The following is an 18977-nucleotide window of genomic DNA, read 5'->3' as shown; positions in this document are numbered from 1 at the left end:
CAACAGAGCCCAAACCTGACCGGCTGCTCCGCACAGAAAAGCGGAAGCCAACAGTGGGCGCAAACCGCCTCAGTCCCCCAGCAGTTCCCCGATCGGTTGCAGGTCTTCCACCCGGTCGCAAACGGCCTTGATCACCATCGTGATCGGGATGCCGAGCAGCAAGCCCCAGATGCCCCAGAGCCAGCCCCAGAAGATCACGCCGACGAACACCGCGACCGGGTTCATGCGGCTGGTGCGGCTGGTGAGCCAGGGAACCAGCAGGTTGCCCACGAGCGTATGGATCAGCAGCGAGACGCCGCCGATCGTGAGCGCCATCGACACGGTTCCGAACTGCAGGAAGGCCACCAGGCCCGCAGCGCCCATGACAATCACCGAACCGATGTACGGAATGAGGTTGGTGACGGCCGCGATGATTCCCCACACCGCGGCATCCTGCAGCCCGAGCGCCCAGAAGGCCAGGCCGGTGGCGACGCCGACCAGCACGCTGCTGAGGATCTGCACGAGCAGGTAGCGCTCGATGTTGCGGGTGATGTCGTCCAGCACATGCACCGTGATCTTTTTCTTTTCGAGGCTCGAGCCGGTGATCTTCACGAGCTTGCGCCGGAAGGTGTTGCCCGATCCGAGCGCGAAGAAGGTGAGAAAGGCGACCAGCGTGAGTTGCCCGGCCGCGCCGAGCAGGCCGACCGTACCGCTCCAGAGATAGTCGCGCACGTTGAACGAAGGTCGCTCGATGGTCACGCGCGTCACGCCGCGGCGCGCCGCCACCTGCGCCGAATTTTCCGAAGCCGCTTGCTCGAGTTGCGCGGCCGCCTGCTGCACCGTGTCGATTGGGCTCGTGTTAGCGCGCGCGTTGGCGCGAATCGCCATGCGCAATTTCTGCGTGGCGACCGGCACCGAATCGAGCAGCTGCGATGCGCTACCGGCCAGCGAGAACGCAGTCCACCCCATCGCACCGCCGATGCCCAGCAGGACGACGGCAGCACCGATCCAGCGCGGCATGCGCCAGCGTTCCAGCCGATCGACCACGGGCGACAGCGCGTAGGTCAGCAACAGGCTCAGCATCAGCGGAATGAAAACCGCGGCAGCCCATCGCAACGCGAAGATGCTGGCGAGCACGGCCAGCACGACGAGCGATGCACTGCGCACGTCGACCGGCATGTGCAACATGAGCCGCTCGCGCTGTTTCTGGACATTCGCCGCCTTGGCAACGGCTGCAGGATTCGTCTCGGGAGTGCTCATCGGCCTTCTTTCATCGCTTCACGCACGCCCGGCAGCTGCCGGCGCGACACCACCACGGGTTCGGGAATGCCTTCGAGGCGCAGCGCCCAGCCTTCGGCGTCTTCGCCATCGTCGTGTTTCTCCAGCGCGCGGATCGCGGCGCGCGCCACCAGCGCATTGCGGTGGACCCGCACGAACCGGGTCGGGTAGCGCTCTTCGAAATCACTGAGTGCGCCGTCGAAGATGTGGCTGCGCGTCGCGGTGCGCACGGTGAGGTATTTGTATTCGGACTTGAGGTAGAGCACCTCGGCCAGCGGCACGCGCTCGGCGCGTCCGCGGTCCTGGATCAGCAGCGATTCCTGCGGCGTATTGGGCTGCAGTGCGCGCCGGTCTTTCAGGAAGCGCTGGGCTTTTTGCAGCGCCTGCTGCAGCCGCTCGACGCGCACCGGCTTCGTGAGGTAGTCGACCGCGTCGAGCTCGAAGGCGGTCACTGCGTGCGACGCGTGCGCGGTGACGAACACCACGGCCGGTGCATCGGGCCGGCCGCGCAGCGTGCGGGCGACCTCGATGCCGTCCATGCCCGGCATGTGGATGTCGAGCAGCACCAGGTCGAGCGGCGCGCCGCTGTTCAGGTGCAGCACCGCATCGCTGCCCTGCGCGGCTTCGGCCACCACGTCGGCGCCCGGCGCATGGCAGTCGCCCAGCAAGGTGCGCAGGCGCGAGCGCGCCAGGGCTTCGTCGTCGACGATCAGGGTCTTGAGGGTCATGGTTCCGCCGGGATCACGATGCGCACGCGGTAGTGGTCCTGGTCGATGCCGGCGCTGAACTGCGCCTGCATGTCGTGCATCAAGCGCAGCCGGTCGCGCACGTTGTCCAGTGCGATGCCGTGGCCGCGCGGCAGCGGCTGGTCGGCCCAGCGCAGCGGCGGCAGGCTGTTGGTGACCTCGATCACCACCATGCCGCCGCGTCGCTCGGTGCGGATGCGCAGGCGCGCGCCCTCGGGGCTGGGCTCGACACCGTGCTTCACCGCGTTCTCCACCAGCGGCTGCAGCAGCAACGGCGGCAGGCGGGCATGGCTCGCGTCCGGATCGAGGTCCCAGCGAATGCGCAGTCGGTCTTCAAAGCGCACTTGCTCGATCGCGAGGTAGCGTTCGGCCAGCGCGATCTCGTCGGCCAGCGTGACCGACTCGTTCGGTTCGGCCAGCGCCTGGCGGAACAGCTCGCTCAGGTCTTCCAGCATCGCCTCGGCCTTGGCCGGCTCGTCGCGCACCAGCGCGATGGCGCTGTTGAGTGTGTTGAAGAGGAAGTGCGGACGGATGCGGGCCTGCAACTCTTCGAGTCGCGCCGTGGTGGCGGCCGGCGTACGGCCGCGCGCCCGCAGCACCAGTGCCGCCATGACGATGGCGGCGAACATCGCGCCGGCCAGCGCACTCGCGACCCAAGGCGCGGCGCCCAGCACGCCAGTGAGGCGCAACAGGCCGCAGCCGTAGAGCGCCGCCACCGCACCGAGCAGCGCGCCGGTCGCGAACTGCGCCTCGCGGCGCATGCGTCCCAGCATTCTCTTGAGCCCGCAGGCCGCGACCAACCAGAGCAGCGTGGCCGGCAACGCGCCGCCCGTGATGGTCGCGGCGAGCGTGAGCCAGTCGACCGCCGTGGAGGCCGCGAACAGCGTGGCAATCGCGACCACGGCTTCCACGAAGAGCACCGTGCGCAGCACCACGCCGATCTGGCAGGCATCGAACAAGGCAGGCACCGCTTTGCGCGACGCGCGCGGCTTGACCGGCGCCGGAGCGCCCGCCCTGTGGGGCCTGGCAGGGGTGGCCGATAAAATCGACGGATTGCGCATCGCAGATACGTTGGGTGACAAACCCATTATTGCTTTCTGATCGGCTCCCATGACCCAAAACCAACTCGACAAGAAATCCGAAGCCTGGTCCGCCCTCTTCTCCGAGCCGATGAGCGACCTCGTCAAGCGCTACACCGCCAGCGTGTTCTTCGACAAGCGGCTGTGGCAAGCAGACATCGAGGGTTCTCTGGCGCATGCCGGCATGCTCGCCGCGCAGAACATCATCAACGCGCAGGACCATGCCGCGATCCAGCGCGGGATGACGCAAATCCGCAACGAAATAGAGTCCGGCGGGTTCGACTGGAAGCTCGACCTCGAAGACGTGCACCTCAACATCGAGGCGCGCCTGACGCAACTGGTGGGCGACGCCGGCAAGCGCCTGCACACCGGCCGCAGCCGCAACGACCAGGTCGCGACCGACGTGCGCCTCTGGCTGCGCGGCGAGATCGATCTGATTTCAGAATTGCTGGTCGCGCTGCAGAAGGCACTGGTCGACATCGCCGAGAAGAACGTCGAGGTGATCCTTCCGGGCTTCACGCACCTGCAGGTCGCGCAGCCGGTGAGCTTCGGCCACCACATGCTGGCGTACGTGGAAATGTTCAGCCGCGACGCCGAGCGCCTGGTCGACGTGCGCCGCCGGCTCAACCGCCTGCCGCTGGGCGCCGCGGCGCTGGCCGGCACGAGCTATCCGCTGGACCGCGAAATGGTCGCCCGAACGCTGGGCATGGAGGGTGTTTGCCAGAACAGCCTGGACGCCGTGAGCGACCGCGACTTCGCGATCGAATTCAGCGCCGCGGCCAGCCTGTGCATGGTGCACATCAGCCGCATGAGCGAAGAACTGATCCTGTGGATGAGCCAGAACTTCGGCTTCATCCAGATCGCCGACCGCTTCACGACCGGCTCGTCGATCATGCCGCAGAAGAAAAACCCGGACGTGCCCGAACTGGCGCGCGGCAAGACCGGGCGCGTGGTCGGCCATCTGATGGCGCTCATCACGCTCATGAAGGGCCAGCCGCTGGCCTACAACAAGGACAACCAGGAAGACAAGGAGCCGCTGTTCGACACCGTCGACACGCTCAAGGACACGCTGCGGATCTTTGCGGAAATGATCGAAGGCATCACGGTGCGGCCCGAGGCGATGGAGGCCGCCGCCCTGCGCGGTTACGCCACCGCGACCGACCTGGCCGACTACCTCGTCAAGAAGGGCCTGCCCTTTCGCGACGCGCACGAGACGGTGGCGCACGCGGTCAAGGCGGCGATCTCGCACCAGGTCGACCTGTCGGAACTGCCGCTCGCCGTGTTGCAGCAGTTCAACCCGAGCATCGAGAAGGACGTGTACGACGTGCTGAGCCTGCGCGGCTCGCTCAATGCACGCAGCACGCTGGGCGGCACCGCGCCGGCCCAGGTGAAGGCGCAGGTCGCGCGCCACCGCGCGCGTCTGGCCTGAGGCCTTACATCGCCTTGTAGAAGATGTAGTCGGCCTGGTACTTCACGACCTGCTTCTGTCCCATCGAGGCCGCGGCGCAGGGCGCCATCGGTGCGACGCCGCCCTGGGTGGCGACGCGCTGAATGTAGGTCACGCCTTGCATCGCGCCGCTGCCCATCGCCGGGTTGGCCTTGACCAGCTGGTACGGGATGTTGGCCATGCCGTTGGGCGCGACGGCGACCTGCGTGGCGGTCAGCTTGGAGCCGTCCATGCTCTCCCAGGTGGCGGGCGGGCCGTAGTACTTGCCGACCTGCTTGCCCGCACGGTCCATCAGTTTCGCGTCGGGGCCGACGAACACCCACTCGAACTGGCCGGGCATGCCCGCCTTGGCGCGGCACTCGTAGGTGATGTCGCCGGCGCCCACGGTCTGCATCGCCACGGCGTTGCCGGCCGGCACCTTCACGGTGTCGGGCAGGCTGGCCTGCGAATACATCATCGGCTTCGCGCCCATGCCGGAGCATGCGGCGAGGCTGGCGACGGCAGCCACGGCTGCGAGGGAGGTCAGGGTGCGGAAGGTCATGGACTTTTTTCCTGTTTCGGAGGGTTTGTTGCAGAAATGCGAGACCTTTTTTGTCGTTTTGAACGGGTCTCTCCCCTTGAGCGTGGGGCATTGACACCCACGCTGCTGACTTTCCCACGTTGAATCCGACCGGGCCGTAGGACCGTATCGTTTGACATGAGCAGCAATGTTTCACAATCCGTGCATGACCGATTCAAGCCCCGACGCCGAATTGATGGCGCTGCTCGACCGTGTGGGTCGCAAAGACGAAGCCGCGCTGCGCCTCCTGTATGACCGCACTTCTCCCAAACTTTTCGGGTTGGCGCTGCGCGTCGTTCGGCAGCGCGAACGGGCCGAAGACGTCCTGCAGGAGGCGTTCATGACGATCTGGCGCGTGGCCGGCGATTACCGCAGTACCCTGAGCCCGCCGATGGCCTGGATGGGCCTGATCGTGCGCAGCCGTGCGCTCGACCTGTTGCGTCGCCGCACCGCCGACCGCGCCCAGCTCACGCAGGAGTTCGACGAGGTGCTGGCCGACACGCTCGAATCCGACGCACCGAACCCGGTGGACACCGCCGACGCCAGCGAGCAGGCGTGGGCGCTTCACCAGTGCCTGAGCCAGCTCGAAGGCCGCCAGCGCGAGGTTGTGAGCTTGGCTTACCTTCGCGATATGAGCCACGGCGAACTGGCCGAACAACTGAAGCTGCCGCTGGGCACGGTCAAGACGTGGATCCGGCGCGGCATCGAGAAACTGCGCGTTTGCATGGGCCGCTTCGCGTGAGACAGGAATCCCCATGAACATCGCCTCACACCCCGAACTCGTCGAACTGCTGGCCGCCGGCCATGCGCTCGGCACCCTGCGAGGCGGCGCCCGCCGTCGCTTCGAAGCCATCGCGCGCGAACAGGCGCCGGTGCGCGCGGCGGCACTGGTCTGGCAGATCCGGCTGGCCAGCATGACCGAGCTGGAGCGCCCCGTCGTGCCGGACGGCGCGGTCTGGACCCGCATCCGCAACCTCATCGAGGCCGAGCAGAGCGAGCAGGCGATCCAGCGGCAACGCGCTGCCGTGACCACGACGCCAGCGGCGGCACCCGTCGCCGGATGGCTGCGCAGCCTGGCGCTCTGGCGCGGCGCGGCGGGCGTCGGCGCGCTGGCGACGGTGCTGGCCGTGGTGGTCGGTTTCAACCTGCGCGAACAGCTGAACGCTGCGCCGGCCGTGCAATACGTGGCCGTGCTGCAGGACGACAAGTCCGCCGCCTCGATGCTCGTCACCTTCGACCCGAAGAACCGCCAACTCGTGCTGCAACGCGTGGGCGGCTACCAGGAAGCGTCGGACCGCTCGCTCCAGCTGTGGGCACTGCCACCGGGCGGCGCACCGCGTTCGCTGGGCGTGCTCGGCTCTCAGCCGGCCCTCAAGCTGGCCGCAGCCGCCTCCGAAATCCAGGCCGTGCCCACGTTGGCGATCAGCCTCGAGCCCAAGGGCGGCGTCCCGAGCGCGGGCGGCCCGACCGGCCCGGTTCTCTTCAAAGGCGCACTGATCGAGAAGATGCTTTGAGGCCCGTTCCGCTGGTGCGCAGCGCGCTGCTGGCGCTGTCGCTGGCGCTCGCGGCAGGGTTCGCTGCACAGGCCCAGCTGTCGGTGCCGGCCGTCGATCCGGATGCCGCCGCGACTCTGAAGGCGACCGACGCGGCGCGCGCACGCTGGCGCAGCGAACTCGAGGCCTACGACGCCGCCGACAGAGAGCGACCGCCGCCCGAAGGCAGCGTGCTCTTCGTCGGCAGCTCGACCATCCGGCTCTGGCCGCACTTCGCGCAGGATTTCCAGCAGCAGACGCCGCACACCATCAACCGCGGCGTCGGCGGCTCGACGATGGCCGAATGCAGCCTCCTGGTGCGCGACCTGGTGCTGCGCTACAAGCCGCGTCAGGTGGTGGTGTACGCCGGCGACAACGACCTGGCCGAAGGTCGCACGCCGCTGCAGATCCTGGAGAGCTTCGCGCGCTTCGCGCGGGCGGTGAGGGCAGAACTGCCGAACGCCCGCATCACCTTCGTGTCGGTCAAGCCGAGCCCCTCGCGGGAGCGCCTTCTGCCGCAGGTGCGCGAGACCAACAACATCATCACGGCCTATCTGAACACGCTCGGGAACAGCGCATACGTCGACATCTTCACCCCGATGCTCGGCGCCGATGGCCGCCCGCGGCCGGAACTGTTCCGGCCCGACCGCCTGCACATGAACGAATCCGGCTACGCGCTGTGGCGCTCGCTCATCGCTTCGCACCTGCTGGCGACGGCGCCTCCGACTTTGCCGCCGACGCAGTGAGCGCGGCGCGCCGGTCCCACCGGAGGGTGAGCCACGCCACCGCGTAGAGGGAGCCGAACACCGCGACAAGCAGCAAAGCATCGCCCCACCACGGCCGCGCTGTCTGGCTGTCGCCGTAGAAGGCCAGCACGGTGAGCACGGCCACGAGGTGGGCGCAGAACACCGGCAACGACGCCGAGCCCATCGCCTCCAGCCAGTGAAAACGCGGCAGCCGGCGCGCGAGCGTCGGCCCGAAGCGCACCATCAGCACGCCGAGCGCGCAGAGGTTGACCAGCCGCAGCGGACCGAGCTGCCATTTGTCGAACAGCAGGTTGAGCTCGACGTCGCCGCCGAACGGCGCCTGCCCGTGCTCGCCGAAATGACGCCACACCAGACCGTAAAGCGCCAGCATCGCGGCCAGCGCGACCACCCATGACGGGAAAGTCAGGGGTTTCGCCTCGGGCGCATTGCGGCCCGCGCCAAGACACATGCCGCCGAACCACAGCAACTGCCAGCCGAAGGTGTTGAACGCGCCCATCTCCTGGAACGGCACCGGCAGCCCAGTCCAGCGCGCGGCCTGTGCGTAGACCCAATCGCTGAGCCCGAACTGCGCGAGCGTCCACAGCAACACACTCACCGCCATCACTGCCGCCCATCCGTGGCGCAGCGCGAACGCCATCACCCACGGGCTCAGCAGCATGAAGAAGATGTACATCGGCAGGATGTCGAGCAGCGCCGGCTCGTAGATCAGCAAGAGCCCGTAGAACAGCCCGTGGTGCGGGCTCGCGAGGTAGTAGGACGCCAGGTTCTTCACCGCTTCCTGGTCGATGCGCATGCTCACCGCGGTGATGATGAAGAACAGGAAGAGCAGCGTGGCCGCCTGGCTCAGGTAGACCTTGAGCGCGCGCTTGAAGAACGCGCTGCGCATGCGGTCCACGCCCTGCGTGTAGCCGATGCGGCTGTACACCATGCCCGACACGAAGGCAGAGAGAAGCACGAAGCCCTCGGCCGCAGAAACGAATCCGAAAGGCTGCCCCAGCGGATCGGTGAGGCGGGTCGGCAGGTGGGTGACGGTCATCAGCACGAGCATCAGCCCGCGCAAGGCGTCGATTTCCCAAAGGCGTTTCATGAAGTGCGCAGATTGTATGAAGCGTGTCGCAGGCCGCCTGAATCCGAAGGACAAATCGGCTACGCTGCACCCCGAAACGGACGGAGGACACAAGAGTGAACAAAATGATTACTGCGCTGGCGCTGGCCGCGAGCGCCCTGCTGACGCTGCCCGCGCACGCGCTTCAGATCACCAGCCTCACGCCGCAGGGCGAAGTGGCCCGCGTGCGGCAGATCGTCGCCAAATTCGACCAGGCCGCCGTCAACTTCGGCGACCCCAAGGCGCCGGCGCCGCTGGCCGTGAGCTGCACCGACGCAGCCGCCGCCAAGGGCACCGGCCGCTGGACCGGCGAGAAGCAGTGGGTCTACGACTTCGAGAACGACTTGCCGCCCGGCGTGCGCTGCACGGTCACGCGGATCGCGTCGTTCAAATCCGGCACCGGCGCCGAGATCACGGGCACCGAGCGCTACCAGTTCAACAGTGGCGGCCCCTTCGTGCGCAACATCCAGCCGAGCTACGGGAAGATCGACGAGCAGCAGTCCTTCGTGCTGCAGCTGAACGGCCCCGCCACGCTGGCCAGCGTGCGCGAGAACGTCTGGTGCGCGGTCGACGGCGTCGGCGAGCGGGTGCCGGTCAAGCTGATCGAAGGCGCAGAGCGCGTCGGCTTTCTGCGGGCGCTGGGCCTCGACAAGTCGGCGGAAAAGTCGCCACTCGCCTTCGTCACGATGCAATGCAATCGCACCCTGACGGCGGCCAGCAAGATGCAGATCGTCTACGGCAAGGGCGTCGCCACGCCTTCGGGCGTCGCGAATGCCGTCGAAAAGCGCTTCAGCTTCGAGGTGCGCGAACCCTTCGCCGTGTCGTTCAGCTGCGAACGCGAAAACGCGCAGGCGGCCTGCCTGCCGCTGCGCCCGATGGAACTGCGCTTCAACGCGCCGGTGTCGCGCAAGGTGGCCTCGCAGATCGAGCTCAAGGGCGGCGGCAAGACGATCAAGCCCAAGGTCGACGACGAGAACGCCAACAGCGATGACGCGGTGGTCGATTCGGTGACCTTCCCGGCCCCATTCGACGAGCAGACGCAATTCACGATCACGTTGCCTTCGAACTTCCAGGACGCCTCCGCCCGACCGCTCGCCGCGCCCGACAGCTTCCCGCTCAAGACCGCCACCGGCCTGATGCCACCGCTGGCCAAGTTCGCCGCCTCGCCGTTTGGCGTGATCGAGCGGCTGGCCGAACCCGGCGGCGTCGCGCTGATGCCGGTGACGGTGCGGCGCGTCGAGCCCGCGCTGATGGTGAACGCGCTCACGCCCGGCAAGGTGAGCGACATGAACCCGCAGACCGATGCGGAAATCATCGCGTGGTATCGCAAGGTCAAGCGCTACGACAACAGCTACACCGTGGACCGCAAGGAAGCGCAAGCCGACGTGAAGGGCGCGCTGCCGAAGGTGATCGACAAGGACAACAAGACGAGCGTGCAGACGCGCATGCTGTCGCTGCTCGGCGGCCAGCCCGGCGTGAAGACACTGGACATGCCGAAGGCCGAAAGCGGCGACCCCCGCCCCTTCGAAGTGATCGGCATCCCGCTCACGCCCGGCTTCCATGTGCTGGAGATCGCCTCGCAGAAGCTCGGCGATTCGCTGCTCGACGAGCGCTATGGCGGCGGTCGCACGATGTACGTGCGCACCACCGCGCTCGCCACCAACCTCGCGGTGCATTTCAAGCTCGGCCGCGAGAATTCGATGGCCTGGGTGACTTCGCTCGACAAGGGCAAGGTCGTCGCTGGCGCCAGGGTGCGCGTCTCAGGCTGCGACGGCAAGGAAATCGACGCCGGCACCACCGACGCGAACGGCATCGCGGCGCTCAAGGGCATCTCGCCCGACAGCCCATCCTGCGGCGGCGAGGAAGGCAGCGGGTACTTCGTCAGCGCGCGCGCCAAAGACGACAAGGGCGTGGAGGACCTCGCCTTCACCTGGAGCGACTGGCAGCGCGGCATCGAGCCTTGGCGCTTCAATGTGCCGACCAGCCAGGATTCCCAACCCGATGCGGTCGCCCACACCCTGTTCGACCGCACGCTGCTGCGCGCCGGCGAAACCGTGTCGATGAAGCATCTGATCCGCACGCAGACCAGCAAAGGCTTCGGCCTCCCCGACGACCTGCCCGGCACGCTGGTACTGACGCACGTGGGCAGCGGCCAGCAATTCACGCAGCCGGTCGGCTGGCGCAAGACCGCCACCGGCGGCCAGAGCGCCGAGAACACCTTCGCGATCCCGGTGGCCGCCAAGCTGGGCGTCTATCAGGTGGCGCTGCGCAAGGGAGACGACAAGAACAACGACGGCGAGCTGGACGGCCAGCGCAGTTTCAGCACCGGCCAGTTCCGCGTCGAGGAATTCCGCCTGCCCGTGCTCGAAGGGCGCGTGACGCCGGTGGAGAAGAAGCCGCTGGTCAACCCCGGCACGGTGCCGACCGACGTGCAGATCAACTACGTCGCCGGCGGTGGCGCGGCCAACCTGCCGGTGCGCGTGTCGGCATTGGTGCGCGGCAAAAACCTCAGCTTCGGCGACTATGACAGTTTCACCTTCTCCCCGCCGCAAAAGCAGGACGCCTCGGCCGCGGGTGCCGACGAAGAGGCCGACGCCTCGCAGGACGCACGCGTCATCGCCGACAAGCTGCCCGTGACGCTCGACCGGAACGGCGCCGGCAAAGTGACCGTCGACAAGGTGCCAAAGAACATCGCGCCGCGCGAGCTGCTGCTGGAAGCCACCTACTCCGACCCGAACGGCGAGGTGCAGACGATTCGCAGCACCCAAACGCTCTGGCCCGCGGCGGTGATCGCCGGCGTGAAGACCGAGAGCTGGGTGTCGACCAGCCAGAAGCTGAAGTTTCAGGCGCTCGCGCTCGACCTCTCCGGCAAGCCGCAGGCCGACGTGCCGCTCGAAGTGAAGGCGGTCGCCCGCATCACGACCAGCAGCCGCAAGCGCATGGTCGGCGGCTTTTACACCTACGACAACAAGACCGAAACAAAGGACCTCGGCACCGTGTGCAGCGGCAAGAGCGACAGCCGCGGCCTGCTGCTGTGCGACGCCTCGCTCGGCGAACCGGGCCGCGTCGAACTCATCGTGAGCGCGAAGGACAAGGACGGCAACACCAGCGTGGCGGCCAACTCGGTCTACGTCACGAAACAGGGCGAAATCTGGTTCGGCGGCGAAGACAACGACCGCATTGACGTGCTGCCCGAAAAGAAGAGCTACCAGCCCGGCGAGGTCGCCAAGTTCCAGGTGCGCAGCCCCTTCCGCTTCTCGACCGCGCTGGTGTCGGTGGAACGCGAAGGCATCATCGAGACGCACGTGGTCCAGCTCAACGGCCAGGACCCGACGGTCACGCTCGAAGTGAAGCCCGAGTGGGGGCCGAACGCCTATGTGAGCGTGCTCGCCCTGCGCGGCCGGCTGCGCGAAGTGCCCTGGTACAGCTTCTTCACCTGGGGCTTCAAGGCACCGCGCGAATGGTGGACCGCCTTCTGGTACGAGGGCAAGGAATACGTCGCGCCGACTGCGATGGTCGACCTCAGCAAGCCGGCCTACCGGCTCGGCCTCGCGGAGATCCGCGTGGGCACCAAGGCGCACCAGATCGACGTGAAGGTGACGAGCGACAAGCCGAGCTACCCGGTGCGCGGCAAGGCGCAGATCACCATCACCGGCACGCTGCCCGACGGCAAGCCGGCGGCCGGCGCCGAAGTGGCGCTGGCTGCGGTCGACCAGGCGCTGCTCGAACTCAAGCCCAACGACAGCTGGAACCTGCTCGACGCGATGCTGCAGCGGCGCAGCTGGGGCGTGAGCACCTCGACCGCGCAGATGGAAATCGTCGGCCGGCGCCACTACGGTCGCAAGGCCGTGCCCGCGGGCGGTGGCGGCGGCAAGGGCGCCGCGCGCGAACTGCTCGACACGCTGCTCTTGTGGAATCCGCGCGTGGTGCTCGACGCCAACGGCCAGGCCGTGGTGACGGTGCCGCTCAACGATGCGTTGACGACCTTCCGCATCGTCGCGGTCGCCGATTCAGGCGTCGGACTGTTCGGGACGGGCCAGACAACGGTCCAGGCGACGCAAGACCTGCAGATCATCAGCGGCCTGCCGCCGCTGGTGCGCGAGGACGATCAGTTCCGCGCACAGATCACGCTGCGCAACACGACGCAAAAGCCGATGAAGGTCGAAGCCGCACCGCGCGCGACGCTGCTCACGCTGGAACCGCAGACCGTCGACATCCCCGCCGGCGAAGCGCGCGAGCTCGCCTGGAACGTGACGGCGCCCGCGCAGCTCGCGCAAACGCGTGCCGAAGCCATCCTGTGGGAGATCGAGGCGAAGGACACCACGGGCAGCGCACGCGATGCGCTCAAGGTGCGCCAGCGCATCATCCCGGCCGTGCCGCTCACGGTGCAGCAGGCGACGCTGGTGCAGATCGACGGGCCGTTCACGCTCGACGTGGCGCCGCCGGCCGACGCCCTGCCCGGTCGCGGCGGCCTGAAGATGTCGCTCCAGCCCAAGCTGGCCGAAGGCCTGCCCGGCGTGCGCGACTGGTTCGCCAACTATCCGTTCATCTGCCTGGAGCAGAAGACCAGCAAATCGGTCGGCCTGCGCGACGCGAAGATGTGGCAGGGCGTGCTCGCGCAGCTGCCCGGCTATCTCGACGGCGACGGCCTCGCCAGCTACTTCCCGCCGCGCGACGGCGAGGCGAACCGCGGCAGCGACATCCTCACGTCGTACCTGCTCGCCGCCACGCACGAAGCGGCGGCACTGGACCCGGCCTTCGCGCTGCCCGACGATGCACGCGCGCCGATGGAAGCCGGCCTGATCGCCTTCGTCGAAGGCAGGATCCAGCGCGAGTTCTGGAGTCCGCGCAAGGATCTCGACGTGCGCAAGCTCGCCGCGCTCGAAGCGCTGTCGCGCTACGGCAAGGCGACTGGCCGCATGACGGCGAGCATCACCCTCGCACCCAACCAGTGGCCGACCAGCGCCGTCATCGACTGGATGAACATCCTGAAGCGCGTGCCCGACGTGCCCGAGCGCGCGAAACGCCTGGACGAAGCCAACAACATCGTGAAGGCGCGACTGAGCTACCAGGGCACCAAGCTGATCTTCAGCACCGAGCAGGACGACTACTGGTGGTGGCTCATGACCAACGGCGACGTCAACACCGCACGCCTGCTGCTCAGCGTGATGGACGACCCGGCCTGGAAGGACGACATCGGCAAGCTGGCCAACGGCTTCATCGGTCGCCAGCAGAACGGCGCCTGGCACACGACGACGGCAAACCTGTGGGGCGGGCTGGCGCTGGAGAAGTTCAGTAAAGTGTTCGAGAGCACGCCGGTCGCCGGCATCACCGCCGCCACGCTCGGCACGGCGAAGGCGCAGGTCGACTGGGCGAAGGTCGAACGCATCAAGACCACGGATGCAGCCGGTGCGCCGAACCAGACCACCTTCTTCGGTGCGCCCGCGTCGCCGGGCAACCTGCGCAACAACAGCATGTTCCTGCCGTGGCGCAATCCGCCCGTGCGCGACACGCTGCTGGTGCTGCAGGAAGGCACGGGCAAGCCGTGGCTCACGCTGCAGTCGGTCGCGGCCGTACAGCTCAAGGCACCGTTCGCCGCCGGCTACGCGATCAAGAAAACGATCACGCCGGTCGAGCAGGCCGTTACCGGCAAGTACACGCGCGGCGACGTGCTGCGCATCGCGCTCGAAGTGAACGCGAGCGCCGACATGACCTGGGTCGCGATCACCGACCCGGTGCCCGCCGGCGCCACCATCCTCGGCAGCGGCCTCGGCCGGGATTCTCAGATCGCGACGCAGGGCGAGAAGAAAACGGGTGCCGGCTGGCCCGCCTTCGAGGAGCGCAGCTTCGAATCCTTCCGCAGCTACTACGAGTACCTGCCGAAAGGCGTGGTGAAGATGGAGTACACGGTGCGGCTCAACAACGTCGGCGACTTCGCGCTGCCTCCGAGCCGCGTCGAGGCGATGTATGCACCCGAGATGTTTGGGGAGTTTCCCAATGCGCGCGTGAAGGTGGAGCCGGTGAAGTGATCACGCGCGTTCGCGCAGTCACGGCGGTCGCGCTGCAAGTCGGCCATTGAGGCCGACGCCCGATCAGTTGCGATTCGGGTTGTTCGGCTTGCGGTCGTAGCGGTTCGGCACGCCGTCGCCGTCACGGTCGCGGTCCGCGCGGTTTGGCACGCCGTCGCGGTCCCGGTCGCCCTGCGCGCGTGGCGGGGCCGGACGGTCGTAATACGGCGCGGGGGCGACGCAGCCGACGAGCAAAACGGCTGACGTGGCGATGACCAATGCGAGTGTTTTCATGGAGTGATCCTCTGTTTTTGAAGAATGATCACCGTGCCACCCGCGTTCGACACGCCTTGCAGCGTGGGGCGCGGATTGAAGTAGGCGATGGACCCGCCTGCTGCACGGCTTACAGTCGAAGACTGCCCGGTTCTCCCCTGCCCTGACCCCCATGCACGTCCGTCCCTCGCCCCTCTTGTCCGCTGTGTTCTGGATGGCCTGCTGCACCAGTCCGGCCGGGGCCGTGGCCTCGTTTGAACAGACCAAACACGACTTCCGCTCGTCCGATGCCGCCGTGTTCGACCGCAACGGCGAACTGCTCCAGCGCGTGCGGATCGATCCCACCGTGCGACGCGGCCAGTGGATCGCCCTGGCCGACGTGTCGCCGGCCTTGCGCACGGCCATGGTGTTGAGCGAGGACAAACGCTTCTACGAACACAGCGGCGTCGACTGGCGCGCCGTGTCCGCGGCCGCCTGGGGCAATCTGTGGAACACGAAGACGCGCGGTGCCTCGACCCTCACGATGCAGCTCGCCGGCCTGATCGACGACGACCTGCGCCGCGCGAGCGGCGGTCGCAGCCTGACGCAGAAAGTTGGGCAAACGCTCGCTGCGACGCAACTGGAGCGCGAGTGGCGCAAGGACCAGGTGCTGGAGGCGTACCTCAACACCGTGCCGTTTCGCGGCGAGATCGTCGGCATCGATGCGCTGTCGCGCACGCTGTTCGGTAAAGCGCCGCACGGGCTCGATGCGCGCGAAGCGGCCGTTGCGGCAGCGCTGGTGCGTGCGCCGAACGCCCGGCCCGCGGTGGTCGCGCAGCGCGCCTGCGAAGTGCTGCGCACGATGGCGCCCGAGACCAAGAACAACAGCAACAACAAGGCCGACTGCGAGGCGCTCGACATGTTCGCCAGCGCCGCGCTGCAACGGCGCGCCTTCGATGCGAGCGACGGCATCGCGCCGCATCTGGCGCGGCGCGCATTGCGCGAATCGGGCAACGGCGCCGACATCCACACCACCTTGCGCGCGCCCCTGCAGCGCTTCGCACTGACCACCTTGCAACGCCACCTGCGCGAGCTGCGAGGCCGCCACGTCGAAGACGGCGCGCTGGTCGTGCTCGACAACGCGAGCGGCGAGGTGCTCGCGTGGGTCGGTTCGTCGGGCGTGCTGAGCCAGGCGGCCGAGGTCGACGGCGTCGTGGCACAGCGCCAGCCGGGCTCCACGCTCAAGCCGCTGCTGTATGCGCAGGCCATCGCCGAACGCCGGCTCACGGCGGCGTCGCTGCTCGACGATTCTTCTGCGCAGATCAGCACGGCGAGCGGCCTCTACATCCCGCAGAACTACGACCGCCAGTTCAAGGGGCTGGTGTCGGCCCGCACCGCGCTCGCCGCTTCGCTCAACGTGCCGGCCGTGCGCACGCTGGTGATGGTGTCGCCCGAAGCCTTCGCACGCCAACTGCGCGCGGCCGGGATGCCGCTGCGCGAAAACGGTGATTACTACGGCTACAGCCTGGCGCTCGGCAGCGCAGAGGTGTCGCTGCTGTCGCTGACCAATGCGTACCGGACGCTGGCGAACGGCGGAAGGGTTGGGGAGACGCGGTTTTTGCCAGGACAGGGAAGCAACACCACGAACGCGATCGATCCCGGGGCGGCGTTCATCGTCGGCGACATCCTGTCGGATGCCAACGCGCGGGCGCGCACCTTCGGGCTCGACAGCATCCTGTCGACGCGTTTCTGGACCGCCGTGAAGACCGGCACCAGCAAGGACATGCGCGACAACTGGGCGGTCGGCTGGTCGGCGCGCTACACGGTCGGCGTGTGGGTCGGCAATGCCAGCGGCGCGCCGATGTGGGACGTGAGCGGCACCAGCGGCGCGGCGCCCGTATGGGCCGAGCTCATGGGCTTCCTGCACGCGCGCGAGCCGAGCCGCGCGCCGACGCCGCCACCGGGCCTGGTGCACGCGCCTGTGACCTTCGGGCGCAACGCAGAGGGCGGCCTGCTCGAAGCGTCGCGCGATGAGTGGTTCCTGCAGGGCACCGAGCAAGCCGAATTCGCGATCGATCCGGTCGCTGCACGCCACGCCGCCACGGGCGCCGCAGCCCGCATCACCTCGCCGACGCGCGGCACGATCATCGCGCTCGACCCCGACATTCCGCCGAACCGCCAGCGCGTGCGCCTGGAGGCCGAGGGCGCAGGCGTGCGCTGGCAGATCGACGGCAAGCCGTTTGCGCGCGGCGCCACCGCCCAGTGGCTGCCGTGGCCGGGCCGGCACGCCATTCAGCTGGTCGACGCACGCGGGCAGGTGCTCGACGAGGTGAAACTCGAGGTGCGCGGTGCCGGCGTGGCCGCAGGCGCCAGCGCGCCACCGCGCCCCTGAAAAAGAAGACGAACGAGACAAAACAAGACGATGAGTGCTTCCGACCTGTTGATCGACGCCGAGTGCGACACCACCCCCGCACCGCGCCCCACGCCCGCCGCCACACCGGCCCGCCGCTTGCTGCTGGCGCTCAGCGTGGTGCTGATCGCCTTCAATCTCCGCCCGGTGTTTTCGAGCCTGTCGGTGGTGTTGCCCGAGATCATGGCGTCGACCGGGCTCACGCCGGGCGGCGCGAGCCTGCTCACGACACTGCCGATCGTCTGCCTGGGCCTCTTCGCGATGCTGGCGCCCCGCCTGGGCCGCCGCTTCGGCACCGAACGCACGCTGCTCGGCTGCATGGTGCTGATCCTGGTCGGCACGCTGCTGCGCGGCACGGGCAGCGTGCCTCTGCTTTTCATCGCCTCGGCCATCGCGGGCACCGGCATCGCCGTCGCGAACGTGCTGCTGTCGGGTCTGGTCAAACGCGATTTCTCGCAGCAGGCCGCACTGATGATGGGCCTCTACACGATGGCGGTGTGCGGCGGTGCCGCCAGCGGCGCCGGCCTCACCGTGCCGCTGGAACATGCGCTCGGGGGCAGCTGGACGACGGCGCTCGCGCTGTGGGCCGTGCCAGCCGCGGCGGTCACGCTGCTGTGGGCGCCGCAGGCCTGGCGCCTCGCGCCGGTGCCGGGCGAATCGGGCTTCGTGGTCAGCGGCCTCTGGCGCGACCCGCTGGCCTGGCAGGTCACGCTCTTCATGGGATTGCAGTCCGCGCTGGCGTACATCGTGATGGGATGGCTCGCGCCGATCCTGCGGGAGCGCGGCCTGGCGGGCGATGTCGCCGGCTACGTGCTGTCGCTGTCGGTCATCGTGCAGGTCGTGACCTGCCTCATCGTGCCGTCGCTCGCCGTCAAGGCCCGCAACCAGATCGCGCTGGCGGTGGTGCTGGCGGTGCTGATCGTCGCGGCCATGCTGGGCGCGCAGTTCGCACCGCTCGACCAGATCTGGTGGTGGGCCGTGCTGCTCGGCATTGCCCAGGGGGGCTCGTTCGCGCTGGCGCTCACGCTGATCGTGTTGCGCTCGCGCGATTCGCACGTGGCCGCACAACTGTCGGGCATGGCCCAAGGCGTCGGCTACCTGGTGGCCGCATTCGGGCCGCTGCTGGTCGGCCTGCTGCGCGGATGGACGGGCAGCTTCGATGCGTCCGCCGCCCTGTTCGTGCTCATCGGCGTCGCGCTGGTGGCCGCCGCGCTGGGCGCCGGACGCTCGCAGTACGTCGGCGCGGTCACCGCCGCGCGGCGCGACGGCCGCCATGGCAGCGCTCTTCAGTAGGTCTTGTAAGGCAGGAACTTGCCCGAGAGCACCACGTTCACGCGGTCGCCCTTGGGGTCGGCGGTGCGCTGGATGTCCATGCTGAAGTCGATCGCGCTCATGATGCCGTCGCCGAACTCTTCGTGGATGAGTTCCTTGATGGTGGTGCCGTACACGCTGACGATCTCGTACCAGCGGTAGATCAGAGGGTCGGTCGGCACCGCGGTGGGCAGCGACCCCTTGTAAGGCACGACCTGCAGCCACTTCTGCTCTTCGCTCGTGAGGCCGAAGATCTTGCCGACGACCCTGGCCTGCGCCGCGTCGAAGGTCATCTGACCGAGGCAAGCGGCCGTGACCCACTCCTTCGACAAGCCGACTTTCTTGGCCACATCGGCCCATTGCAGGCCCTTGGCCACCTTGACGGTGATGATTTTTTCGGTGACGTCGTTGCGGTTCATGGTGCGTTCCTGGTTGAGATGCACTTGGCAAGCAACTGGCGTGCCGCGTCTTCGGCGGCGTAACCTCACGGGTTGGTACGGCGTT

At 68.0% G+C, this 18977-nt stretch carries 14 protein-coding genes; 7 read left to right on the top strand and 7 right to left on the bottom strand.

Annotated features, from left to right (window positions below):
- Window positions 1–69: 69 nt before the first annotated feature.
- From AX767_RS14890 to AX767_RS14880, 3 genes are read right to left on the bottom strand one after another with little or no spacing between them, the layout of a single operon-like run.
- A complete protein-coding gene (locus AX767_RS14890; RefSeq protein ID WP_237288467.1) occupies window positions 70–1239 on the bottom strand; it encodes an AI-2E family transporter in 1170 nt (389 codons plus the stop codon).
- On the bottom strand, window positions 1236–1985 hold the full coding sequence (locus AX767_RS14885) for a LytR/AlgR family response regulator transcription factor (RefSeq protein ID WP_068632052.1): 750 nt from the start codon (window positions 1983–1985) through the stop codon (window positions 1236–1238). Before AX767_RS14885 ends, AX767_RS14890 begins: the two co-directional genes overlap by 4 nt.
- The gene (locus AX767_RS14880; protein WP_068632051.1) at window positions 1982–3064 is read right to left on the bottom strand and encodes a sensor histidine kinase; all 1083 of its coding nucleotides are present in this window, start codon (window positions 3062–3064) and stop codon (window positions 1982–1984) included. Before AX767_RS14880 ends, AX767_RS14885 begins: the two co-directional genes overlap by 4 nt.
- 49 nt (window positions 3065–3113) lie before the next feature.
- Here AX767_RS14880 and argH point away from each other — a divergent pair, with 49 nt between their 5' ends.
- Window positions 3114–4511, top strand: coding sequence for an argininosuccinate lyase (gene argH / locus AX767_RS14875; RefSeq protein WP_068632050.1), 1398 nt, complete (start codon window positions 3114–3116; stop codon window positions 4509–4511).
- A 4-nt stretch (window positions 4512–4515) separates the two neighbouring features.
- On the opposite strand, the gene AX767_RS14870 is transcribed toward argH, so the two are convergent.
- A complete protein-coding gene (locus AX767_RS14870; RefSeq protein ID WP_068632049.1) occupies window positions 4516–5070 on the bottom strand; it encodes a DUF3455 domain-containing protein in 555 nt (184 codons plus the stop codon).
- A gap of 184 nt (window positions 5071–5254) precedes the next feature.
- Here AX767_RS14870 and AX767_RS14865 point away from each other — a divergent pair, with 184 nt between their 5' ends.
- From AX767_RS14865 to AX767_RS14855, 3 genes are read left to right on the top strand one after another with little or no spacing between them, the layout of a single operon-like run.
- Window positions 5255–5830, top strand: coding sequence for a sigma-70 family RNA polymerase sigma factor (locus AX767_RS14865; protein WP_210392490.1), 576 nt, complete (start codon window positions 5255–5257; stop codon window positions 5828–5830).
- A gap of 13 nt (window positions 5831–5843) precedes the next feature.
- Window positions 5844–6602 carry an anti-sigma factor gene (locus AX767_RS14860; RefSeq protein ID WP_068632047.1) on the top strand — a complete coding sequence of 253 codons (759 nt, stop codon included), beginning with the start codon at window positions 5844–5846 and terminating at the stop codon, window positions 6600–6602.
- Complete coding sequence (locus AX767_RS14855) at window positions 6599–7366, top strand: SGNH/GDSL hydrolase family protein (protein WP_237288466.1); 768 nt, start codon at window positions 6599–6601, stop codon at window positions 7364–7366. The genes AX767_RS14860 and AX767_RS14855 overlap by 4 nt, the downstream gene beginning before the upstream one ends.
- Here AX767_RS14855 and opgC read toward each other — a convergent pair.
- Window positions 7311–8474, bottom strand: coding sequence for an OpgC domain-containing protein (gene opgC / locus AX767_RS14850; RefSeq protein ID WP_068632045.1), 1164 nt, complete (start codon window positions 8472–8474; stop codon window positions 7311–7313). The genes AX767_RS14855 and opgC overlap by 56 nt on opposite strands.
- A 104-nt stretch (window positions 8475–8578) precedes the next feature.
- Here opgC and AX767_RS14845 point away from each other — a divergent pair, with 104 nt between their 5' ends.
- Entirely contained in the window at window positions 8579–14521 is a 5943-nt protein-coding gene (locus AX767_RS14845) for an alpha-2-macroglobulin family protein (protein WP_210392652.1), read from the top strand.
- A 63-nt stretch (window positions 14522–14584) separates the two neighbouring features.
- On the opposite strand, the gene AX767_RS14840 is transcribed toward AX767_RS14845, so the two are convergent.
- Window positions 14585–14794, bottom strand: coding sequence for a thrombospondin type 3 repeat-containing protein (locus AX767_RS14840; protein ID WP_068632043.1), 210 nt, complete (start codon window positions 14792–14794; stop codon window positions 14585–14587).
- Window positions 14795–14945: 151 nt separating this feature from the next.
- Between AX767_RS14840 and pbpC the strand changes: the two genes are divergently transcribed.
- Together pbpC and AX767_RS14830 are read left to right on the top strand one after the other, a co-directional pair.
- Complete coding sequence (gene pbpC, locus AX767_RS14835; protein WP_068632042.1) at window positions 14946–17144, top strand: penicillin-binding protein 1C; 2199 nt, start codon at window positions 14946–14948, stop codon at window positions 17142–17144.
- 30 nt (window positions 17145–17174) lie between these two features.
- A complete protein-coding gene (locus tag AX767_RS14830) occupies window positions 17175–18455 on the top strand; it encodes a CynX/NimT family MFS transporter (protein WP_068632041.1) in 1281 nt (426 codons plus the stop codon).
- On the opposite strand, the gene cynS is transcribed toward AX767_RS14830, so the two are convergent.
- Window positions 18449–18892, bottom strand: coding sequence for a cyanase (gene cynS / locus AX767_RS14825; protein ID WP_068633738.1), 444 nt, complete (start codon window positions 18890–18892; stop codon window positions 18449–18451). The genes AX767_RS14830 and cynS overlap by 7 nt on opposite strands.
- Window positions 18893–18977: the final 85 nt, after the last annotated feature.

The sequence above is a fragment of the Variovorax sp. PAMC 28711 genome (genome assembly GCF_001577265.1).
In the GTDB taxonomy this organism is placed as follows: Bacteria; Pseudomonadota; Gammaproteobacteria; order Burkholderiales; family Burkholderiaceae_C; genus Variovorax.
This window is presented reverse-complemented; position numbering and strand designations above follow the sequence as displayed.

Coding starts and splice junctions, on each gene's coding strand:
- AX767_RS14890 (WP_237288467.1), bottom strand. CDS start 1,239: ATGAGCACTCCCGAGACGAATCCTGCAGCCGTTGCCAAGGCGGCGAAT.
- AX767_RS14885 (WP_068632052.1), bottom strand. CDS start 1,985: ATGACCCTCAAGACCCTGATCGTCGACGACGAAGCCCTGGCGCGCTCG.
- AX767_RS14880 (WP_068632051.1), bottom strand. CDS start 3,064: ATGCGCAATCCGTCGATTTTATCGGCCACCCCTGCCAGGCCCCACAGG.
- argH (WP_068632050.1), top strand. CDS start 3,114: ATGACCCAAAACCAACTCGACAAGAAATCCGAAGCCTGGTCCGCCCTC.
- AX767_RS14870 (WP_068632049.1), bottom strand. CDS start 5,070: ATGACCTTCCGCACCCTGACCTCCCTCGCAGCCGTGGCTGCCGTCGCC.
- AX767_RS14865 (WP_210392490.1), top strand. CDS start 5,255: ATGACCGATTCAAGCCCCGACGCCGAATTGATGGCGCTGCTCGACCGT.
- AX767_RS14860 (WP_068632047.1), top strand. CDS start 5,844: ATGAACATCGCCTCACACCCCGAACTCGTCGAACTGCTGGCCGCCGGC.
- opgC (WP_068632045.1), bottom strand. CDS start 8,474: ATGAAACGCCTTTGGGAAATCGACGCCTTGCGCGGGCTGATGCTCGTG.
- AX767_RS14845 (WP_210392652.1), top strand. CDS start 8,579: ATGATTACTGCGCTGGCGCTGGCCGCGAGCGCCCTGCTGACGCTGCCC.
- AX767_RS14840 (WP_068632043.1), bottom strand. CDS start 14,794: ATGAAAACACTCGCATTGGTCATCGCCACGTCAGCCGTTTTGCTCGTC.
- pbpC (WP_068632042.1), top strand. CDS start 14,946: ATGCACGTCCGTCCCTCGCCCCTCTTGTCCGCTGTGTTCTGGATGGCC.
- AX767_RS14830 (WP_068632041.1), top strand. CDS start 17,175: ATGAGTGCTTCCGACCTGTTGATCGACGCCGAGTGCGACACCACCCCC.
- cynS (WP_068633738.1), bottom strand. CDS start 18,892: ATGAACCGCAACGACGTCACCGAAAAAATCATCACCGTCAAGGTGGCC.